The organism is Microcystis sp. M079S1 (assembly GCF_020246425.1).
Lineage (GTDB): Bacteria > Cyanobacteriota > Cyanobacteriia > Cyanobacteriales > Microcystaceae > Microcystis > Microcystis aeruginosa.
The window spans coordinates 1-8,259 of the sequence record NZ_JADBSZ010000258.1 but is presented as its reverse complement, the minus strand read 5'-3'; the positions used below and the strand labels follow the sequence as shown (position 1 = coordinate 8,259).

The following is an 8,259-nucleotide window of genomic DNA, read 5'->3' as shown; positions in this document are numbered from 1 at the left end:
TGTCAGTCTGTAGAGCGACCATAAGACCAGAACAGAGTAAATCTGTTAAGGCAGGTGCGAAAAATCCTTCGGGAAAGAAGCAGAAACCTAAATCGTGAGGTTTGGGAATCACCGTCCGTTTACGGCGGTGAGGATGTCAAGGGGCTATTTTTTTGCTCTGCCACCACCCGAACCCTGGGCAGAGAGATATAAAAAAGACATAATTGGGTTATTTATGTCTTGAAAAACCAACCTCGTTGATACGAGATTATGGGCGTTTGCGGTCATAATCTACATGAAGTTACGGTGTTTAGTCGGTAAAATTGAGACATAATTGTGTCATTTATATTAATTTTAAAGTTGCTTAACCTATTGTCATTGTTGGAGAAGTATGAGACATTGAGTTAGTCTTCAAAAAAGAGGTAGATAATAACTCTGATTACCTCAAACTCAAATCATCTCCCTTTTCCAAAGAGGAAACAAAAATGGCTAATATTACTATTTCTGAGTTACGCCCTGCTGGTGCGGATTTACTCTTTGATTCTGAAAGCTTTTTAGATTATCTAAATGATAACGAGCTTTACAGTGTTTCTGGTGGAGCCACAACACCAACGACGCCATCGATAAAGACAGTTGTGGTGACCACTTTTGCTTGTGGAGTGGTTGTTGGTATCGTCGCAGTTGGTGCTATTGCTTGGACGCTCTCAAAATAAAGGATGAGTATTATGCAAAAAATCAGGATTGACAACTTAGAGTGTCCTGCTGGATATGATTTATTCCTTGATTCTGAAAGCTTTTTAGATGAAGTACATGAATCTGAATACCAGAGAATCAATGGTGGAGTTTCACCTACACTTGCTAGTAGTGCTTGGTGTTTCGCAGGAGGTGTGGCAGTTGGGGCCGCTATATCGGGTGCCATTGCATGGGGTGTAAAGAAAATTTTAGCATAGAATTTACAGTGTAAATTCTATTTTGAGACAAAAGACTAGGATTTACCTAGGTAAACCTGATGTTTCTGTCTCTAAATAGGAAGCTATTTTCGGATAAAAAATCTGCTGAAAATAGCTTCTATTTACTTTTATTGATGAGTTGAGCTACTCCAACCTTGTCCTTAAGCCACTCGCCAAACAACTCTGACCCAATTTGAAAACGCAACTGATCATTTAACTCTGGCTGAAGTATCTCCTCCACTAAAATCAAATGCACTCCCTTAGAAGTCACAATTGGTTTAAGAACTTCAATATACTTGTCAGTCACATCATAGAAACTCATTTCCCCTAGCAAACCCTAATTAATTTCTAAAAAATCTTGCAATTTTTGTAGATAAGTAGGGACATCTTCTAACATGGGAAAGTGAGCAGTATTAGCCATTTCCACATACTGGATATTATTATTCAAATCCGCCGCCATTTTGCCCATTTTGGCAGGGATAATAATATCTTTTTCCCCTGATACTAAAAGAGTTGGTACCTTAATCTCAGCAAATTTACCAGGCATAATTTCCACTGCTTTTTTACTCACAGATGTATAAATTGTGCCTAGGGCTGCCTCATAATCTGCCCCTAAAAAATCTTCTAAAAAAGCAATTCTTTCTGATTTTGGGATCGATCGATGCAAAAATCTCGCCATAAATAATCGATCGGCAAAAGGTACTTTTAAAAACCAATCATAACGAAACTGTACCACATACTTACCGAATTTATGGAAAGCAGCAAAAGCCGCTTTATTATACTCAAAAATGCCATTACAGGTTAAAACTGCTTTCACCACTCTTTCGGGGTACATAGTAATAAAAAAAGTCGCCACCGATGCCCCCATAGAGTGACTATTGAGATAGACTTTTTCAATTTCCAAACTATCTAAAAACAAGGCCAAATCAAGGGCATATTCTTCTAAATCGTAGGAAAGATCAAGAGATTTTTCTGGCAATTTAGACCGACCAAAACCGCGCATATCGTACAATAAACAATCAAAGCGATCGCAAATTGCCGCAGCGGTTGATCGCCAATAGCGTCCCGATCCTCCCCAACCATGAATAAACACCATAACCGGCTTTTTCTGGGCAGATTCTGACCCCCGAATCCACTCGTAATAGTGGGGAACACCGCGGACAGTGATTGTTTTATCGATTATTTGAGTTTTCATGATAGTTAAGTAGGGAGGCACAATTATTTGTAGGATGGGTTAGCGGTAGCGTAACCCATGCGGGCGTTGGGTTTCATGCTTCAACCCAACCTACGTTCATCTTATATTTAATTCCACCCACCTACTTAAGTAGGGAGGTACAATTATTTGTAGGATGGGTTAGCGGTAGCGTAACCCATGCGGGCGTTGGGTTTCATGCTTCAACCCAACCTACGTTCATCTTATATTTAATTCCACCCACCTACTTAGATACCTAGCCATCCTCGTAAAGAGTTTTGCCAACGTCGCGCATCTGTGTCCGATAGTCGTCCGATTGTCTTAAGGATAACGAACGAGAACGATTTCAAGCTTCGAGTAATCGTTCATAGATGTCGTCTTCCAGATTATCCCAAATCTTAGCCAGTGCAGTTTCGCTGACTTTTTGCCAGAAATCCGAGTTTGTCTCCTCCGGGATGAGGGTGACTAGAACTCTAGTACCCTCTGGAATCGGCACGGATTCGAGGAGTTCGATCCGGCCTTCTTTGACGATCGCAGGAACGGTGTTCAGCATGGTTAACCTCGATTTTTCCCCTTAAGCGGATTCTTGACTGGGTAGAGAGGAAGGATGAACCAATAGCTCTGCCGTGGAACGTTTTTCCACCATTTCGCGGGTGATTAAACAGCGTTTCACGTCCTTGCGCGAGGGCAATTCGTACATGACATCGAGCATTAATTCCTCGACAATACCCCGCAGGGCCCGGGCCCCAGTTTTGCGACGATAGGCTTCTTGGGCGATCGCTAGGACGGCATCAGATTTAAACTCTAACTGTACATTGTCCATCTTCAACAGTTTTTGATACTGTTTCACCAAAGCGTTGCGGGGTTGCGTCAGGATAGCGATTAAAGCTTCCTCATCCAGGGGTGAAAGCGCCGCTAGGACGGGAATCCGACCGACAAACTCTGGAATCATGCCAAATTTGACTAAATCATCGGGAGTCATTTGTTTTAATAACCCTGCCGCTACCTTATCCTTACTAGCTTGGCCATCTCCCGGTTGAATAAAGCCCATGGATTTTTTACCGAGACGCTGATCGATCACCTTATCTAAACCGACAAACGCCCCACCGCAGATAAACAGGATATTGCTGGTGTCAATCTGAATACAATCCTGATAGGGGTGTTTGCGGCCGCCTTGGGGGGGAACATTGGCGATCGTTCCCTCTAACATTTTCAGTAAAGCTTGCTGTACACCTTCTCCGGACACATCCCGGGTAATCGAGGTATTTTCGCTCTTACGGGCAATTTTATCGATTTCATCGATGTAGATAATGCCCCGCTGCGCCTCTTCCACGTCTAAATCTGCCACTTGTAACAGACGCAGGAGAATATTTTCCACATCTTCCCCCACATAACCAGCCTCGGTTAAAGTGGTGGCATCGGCGACAGCAAAAGGTACATCGAGGATTTTGGCCAGAGTTTGAGCTAGAAGGGTTTTTCCCGATCCCGTCGGCCCGATTAACAGAATATTAGATTTTTGCAGTTCGATGCTATCTTCCGGATTGCCGCCACTGGCTTTTTGGGTTTGGATATCTTTGAGGCGTTTGTAATGGTTATAAACGGCCACAGAAAGCACTTTTTTCGCCTCATTTTGACCGATAACGTAGTCATCAAGGTATTTTTTAATCTCTCTTGGTTTGGGAATTTGTTCCCAAGTGGTTTTGTTTTGGCCCGATCGCCGTTTGTTGGGACGTTCCTCCACTGGGGCGACCGGACTAGGCGGTTCCATCAATTCCTCATCGAGAATTTCGTTACACAGTTCCACACACTCGTCACAAATATAGACCCCCGGCCCGGCGATTAATTTTCGCACTTGTTCCTGGGATTTGCCGCAAAATGAACACTTGAGGTGGGAGTCGTATTTAGACATAGTTTATTATTTACAGGGAAGTAACGGGAACGGTAGGATCGGGCAGTTCGGGACGGGAAATCACCAGATCGATTAACCCATATTCTTTGGCTTCGACGGCCGACATGAAAAAGTCCCGTTCGGTGTCGTTGGCGATGCGATCGTAGGGTTGACCGGTGTGGTGAGCCAGCATGGTATTGAGTCTCTGTTTAATATAGAGGATCTCTTTGGCTTGGATGGCGATATCACTAGCTTGACCTTGGGCGCCGCCGAGGGGTTGGTGAATCATGATCCGGCTACTGGGTAGGGACATCCGTTTACCTGCCGCGCCACCACAAAGCAGGAATGCTCCCATACTAGCGGCTAAACCGAAACAAATTGTCGCCACGTCGGGGCGAATTTGTTGCATGGTGTCGTAGATAGCTAGTCCAGCATAAACGGAACCGCCGGGGGAGTTGATATAGAGTTGGATATCTTTTTCGGGATCTTCTGCCTCCAAGTAGAGGAGTTGGGCAACGATCGAATCAGCGACCTGATCATCGACGGGAGTTCCCAAAAAGACAATTCTCTCGCGCAGGAGTCGAGAATAGATATCAAAAGCCCGTTCACCCATGCCAGACTGTTCGATTACCACGGGTAAAACGTTAGCTAGGGAGTTTCTCCCCGTGTTGGCGTAGATAGCAGGGCGACAATTACTGGTAATTGGGTAGTCAGGTGATCTCGATTCGAGCATAATTTTTTCGGTTCCGCTATCACAATCTTAGGGTTTTTGCTTGGCTGTGGAGCTTTTACTGGCAAATGTTAAGCATCTTTAGCACTTCTGTCCATCTATTATGCCCTAAGTTTTCCTTTGTTGGCAGGAATCAGTCATCAGTTATCAGTTATCAGTGATCAGCTATCAGTGATCAGCTATCAGTGATCAGCTATCAGTGATCAGCTATCAGTGATCAGGGGATGGGGGAATGGGGGAATTCAAGCAATACCCTAAAACCCCAACACCCCAACACCCCAATCAGTTATCAGTTATCAGTGATCAGCTATCAGTGATCAGCTATCAGTGATCAGCTATCAGTGATCAGGGGATGGGGGAATGGGGGAATTCAAGCAATACCCTAAAACCCCAACACCCAACACGACCGATAACTCCTTACGGTTATTCTTCCTCGGCTGCCAACACTTCCACTTCGGTGAATGCGAAGGTTTCTTCTGTTTCCTCTTCCTCGCTTGTTTCTTCCTCTAGGGAACCTTTGGGGACGAGGGTGATAGTAGCCTTTTCCTTCAGCCATGCTAGGGTGTTTTCCGCCAGCATTTCTTCGGTGATCACCTGTTCTAGACGCTGCTTATCTATGTCGCGATCGGACAATTGCTCCATGATTTTAGCGATTTTTTCCGTTACCGCTTCGGGACTGACTTCAATGCTGGCGACTTTAGCCAATTCCTGTACCACGAGAGTCTCTTTCAGACTTTCGATCGCATCGGGACGGGTGTTTTCCCGCATTTTGGGAATATTATCTTTTGTAAACAACTGGTTGACATCTAGCCCCATTTGTTGAAATTCCATGAAGCTTTGGGTCAAAATATGCGTCACTTCCTTTTCGATCAGCGTCTCCGGTAAATCTAAAGTCGCACCCTTGACTAATTCCTTGGTTAAAGCGTCATAAATGCTTTCTTTGGTTTCCTTCTCCGCTTGTTCTTGGAAACGTTTCTCTAAACTTGCTCTTAATTCGGCGATTGTCTCCTGATCGCTGACTTCTTGGGCAAAATCGTCGTCAAGCTCTGGTAATTCCTTTGCCTTTAACTCTTTCATCGTAATGGTAAAAATTACCGCTTTTGCTGCCACATCTTCTTTGGGATAATCTTCCGGGAAAGTCAAAGTCATCTCTTTGACTTCTTCCGGTTTCATGCCGATAATTCCTTCCACCATACCCTCGATAAAGCGTCCTGCTTCCATATCCACCCGCAGATCTTCGCCGTCAATATCCGGGATATCCTCGCCAGTTTCGGCGGATTTGCCCCGATAATCAACGATCGCCACATCTCCCAGCTGCGCCCCGCGATCTTCCACGGGAACCAATGTCGCTAACTGTTCTTGACGCTCTTTAAACCAATTTTCCACGGATTCGGGATCATAAACGGTTTCTTCGGCAGTAACGCTCAGATTTTCGTAATCTCCGAGAATAATTGTCGGGGTCACATCCACGGAAACTGAAAAAGTCAAAGCTTTACCCGGTTCATAGGTAGCGATCAAATCCTCAAACTTAGACAATAGCTGGGGATTACCCAGGGACTCGATCCCCTCCTGTTTTAGGGCAGATTCGAGGCAATTTTCCAGTAATTCCTCAATTACCGCCGCTTTTACTGCCTTAGTTCCCAATCTTTGCAGAAGAATCTGACGGGGAACCTTACCGGGGCGAAAACCGGGTATATTGGCCGACTTCGCTAAATTATTTACCACTTTCTCGTGGGTGTTTTTCGTGGTTTCGGCGGGAATTTCAATTTCTAAACCTATCTGACTGGCAGGAAGCTTTTCCTGAATAACTTTCATTGATTTTTCTAGCTCTTACGACAAGGAACGTTTATAATAGGGTGAGCGGTGTTTACGCCTGCGGTGGTTCCGTCCCGCTCATGATATTCTAGGGGAATAGCTGCAGTTGTTCCCCAAGCTGTCACAATCTTTTTATTTTAGCGGTCAATGGGGTATATTTAATTTATTCCGTCCTTGGGGCAGTTAAGCCCAATCAGAAAATTTTGCTGATCAAAAGCCGATCAATCCAAGTTTTAGAATAACTCGGTGGACAAAAAAGATTTTTTACTTTAACGATTTCTTCGGATCATTATCATCACCCAACTCGTCAGGAGGTCACACAATTTGAGTCAAAAAGTACGGGTCGCTATTTTAGGGGCCACCGGGGCCGTGGGAACGGAATTACTAGAATTATTAGCTAGTCGTCAATTCCCTCTCGCTAGTCTAAAATTACTGGCTTCCGAGCGTTCTGCTGGAAAAACCCTCAATTTTCAGGGCGAAAGTCTCCTCATCGAAGCGGTAAACGAGCGCTCTTTTCAGGACGTGGATATTGTTCTCGCTTCTGCGGGGGGATCTACCTCAAAAGTTTGGGCGAAAACTATTGTCGAGTCGGGTGCGACGATTATCGATAACTCCAGTGCTTTTCGCATGAATCCCGAAGTGCCTCTGGTTGTCCCGGAAATCAATCCCGACAGTGTGGACAATCACCGGGGCATTATCGCTAATCCCAACTGTACGACAATTCTTTTAGGAGTGGCGATCTGGCCTCTCCACCAAGTACAGGCGATCGAGCGAGTAGTAGTTTCTACTTATCAGTCTGCTAGTGGTGCTGGAGCGCGAGCCATGGAGGAGGTAAAACAGCAAGCGCAAGCAATTCTTGATAATCGGCAACCTCCCACTAATTCCTTCCCCTATCCCCTCGCTTTTAATCTTTTTCCCCACAATACCCCGATTAATGGTCAAGGGTACTGCGAGGAAGAAATGAAAATGGTCAACGAAACCCGCAAGATTTTTGCTTGTCCGGGGCTGCGGGTTAGCGCCACCTGTGTAAGGGTTCCCGTGCTGCGGGCCCATTCGGAATCGGTTAACCTAGAATTTAGTCGGCCTTTTTCTGTGGTGAAGGCCAGAGAAATTCTTGAGTCTGCTCCGGGGGTAAAATTAGTGGAAGATTGGGACGCTAATTATTTTCCCATGCCAATTGATGCCACCGGTCGCGATGAAGTATTGGTGGGACGCATTCGTCAAGATATATCCCATCCTAACGGTCTAGAATTGTGGCTATGCGGCGATCAAATTCGCAAGGGTGCGGCTTTAAATGCTGTACAAATTGCCGAGCTTTTAGTTAAGAAAAATCTCGTCGGTTCAAAATTAGCAACAGTTTGATAATTAAGCTATCAGCCATCAGCTAGATCAAGGCGATGATAACTAGACCTCTGGTAAAAATCAAAAATTGTTGTTGGGGTTAGGAGCCAGTAGTCAGTAGTCAGGAGGATTAAAAATGAATAATAATCAATTAAATAGTCCTACCCTAACCCATCCTACAAATAATTAATTGTGCCTCCCTACTTAGGAGGATTGTCAGATTCTTTCTTTTGCCTCTTGCCTTCAGAAGCTGATAACTGATAACTGATAACTGATAACTGATAACTGATAACTGATAACTGATAACTGATAACTGATAACTGATAACTGATAACTGATAACTGATAACTGATAACTGATAACT

Annotated in this window: 9 protein-coding genes; 3 read left to right on the top strand and 6 right to left on the bottom strand. The window is 44.6% G+C overall.

Annotation, left to right across the window (positions count from 1 at the left end; genetic code table 11):
* Nucleotides 1-464 precede the first annotated feature (464 nt).
* Both IM456_RS17060 and IM456_RS17055 read left to right on the top strand, forming a co-directional pair.
* Nucleotides 465-692, top strand: a complete 228-nt coding sequence (locus IM456_RS17060) for a hypothetical protein (RefSeq protein WP_149988398.1) — start codon at nucleotides 465-467, stop codon at nucleotides 690-692.
* A gap of 3 nt (nucleotides 693-695) precedes the next feature.
* A complete protein-coding gene (locus IM456_RS17055) occupies nucleotides 696-929 on the top strand; it encodes a hypothetical protein (RefSeq protein ID WP_002802363.1) in 234 nt (77 codons plus the stop codon).
* A 118-nt stretch (nucleotides 930-1,047) separates the two neighbouring features.
* Here IM456_RS17055 and IM456_RS17050 read toward each other — a convergent pair whose 3' ends face one another.
* The 6 genes from IM456_RS17050 to tig form a co-directional block, all read right to left on the bottom strand.
* Entirely contained in the window at nucleotides 1,048-1,236 is a 189-nt protein-coding gene (locus IM456_RS17050; RefSeq protein ID WP_287712792.1) for a hypothetical protein, read from the bottom strand.
* Between the two features lie 30 nt (nucleotides 1,237-1,266).
* Nucleotides 1,267-2,124, bottom strand: a complete 858-nt coding sequence (locus IM456_RS17045) for an alpha/beta fold hydrolase (RefSeq protein WP_287693196.1) — start codon at nucleotides 2,122-2,124, stop codon at nucleotides 1,267-1,269.
* A gap of 343 nt (nucleotides 2,125-2,467) precedes the next feature.
* On the bottom strand, nucleotides 2,468-2,674 hold the full coding sequence (locus IM456_RS17040) for a hypothetical protein (protein WP_002737934.1): 207 nt from the start codon (nucleotides 2,672-2,674) through the stop codon (nucleotides 2,468-2,470).
* 21 nt (nucleotides 2,675-2,695) lie between these two features.
* The gene (gene clpX, locus IM456_RS17035) at nucleotides 2,696-4,030 is read right to left on the bottom strand and encodes an ATP-dependent protease ATP-binding subunit ClpX (RefSeq protein ID WP_287170001.1); all 1,335 of its coding nucleotides are present in this window, start codon (nucleotides 4,028-4,030) and stop codon (nucleotides 2,696-2,698) included.
* A 10-nt stretch (nucleotides 4,031-4,040) separates the two neighbouring features.
* A complete protein-coding gene (clpP, locus tag IM456_RS17030) occupies nucleotides 4,041-4,742 on the bottom strand; it encodes an ATP-dependent Clp endopeptidase proteolytic subunit ClpP (RefSeq protein WP_002736918.1) in 702 nt (233 codons plus the stop codon).
* Nucleotides 4,743-5,162: 420 nt separating this feature from the next.
* The gene (gene tig / locus IM456_RS17025; RefSeq protein ID WP_287693195.1) at nucleotides 5,163-6,554 is read right to left on the bottom strand and encodes a trigger factor; all 1,392 of its coding nucleotides are present in this window, start codon (nucleotides 6,552-6,554) and stop codon (nucleotides 5,163-5,165) included.
* A gap of 324 nt (nucleotides 6,555-6,878) precedes the next feature.
* On the opposite strand from tig, the gene IM456_RS17020 reads away from it, so the two are divergent.
* On the top strand, nucleotides 6,879-7,916 hold the full coding sequence (locus IM456_RS17020; protein WP_287693194.1) for an aspartate-semialdehyde dehydrogenase: 1,038 nt from the start codon (nucleotides 6,879-6,881) through the stop codon (nucleotides 7,914-7,916).
* The last annotated feature ends 343 nt before the right edge of the window (nucleotides 7,917-8,259 follow it).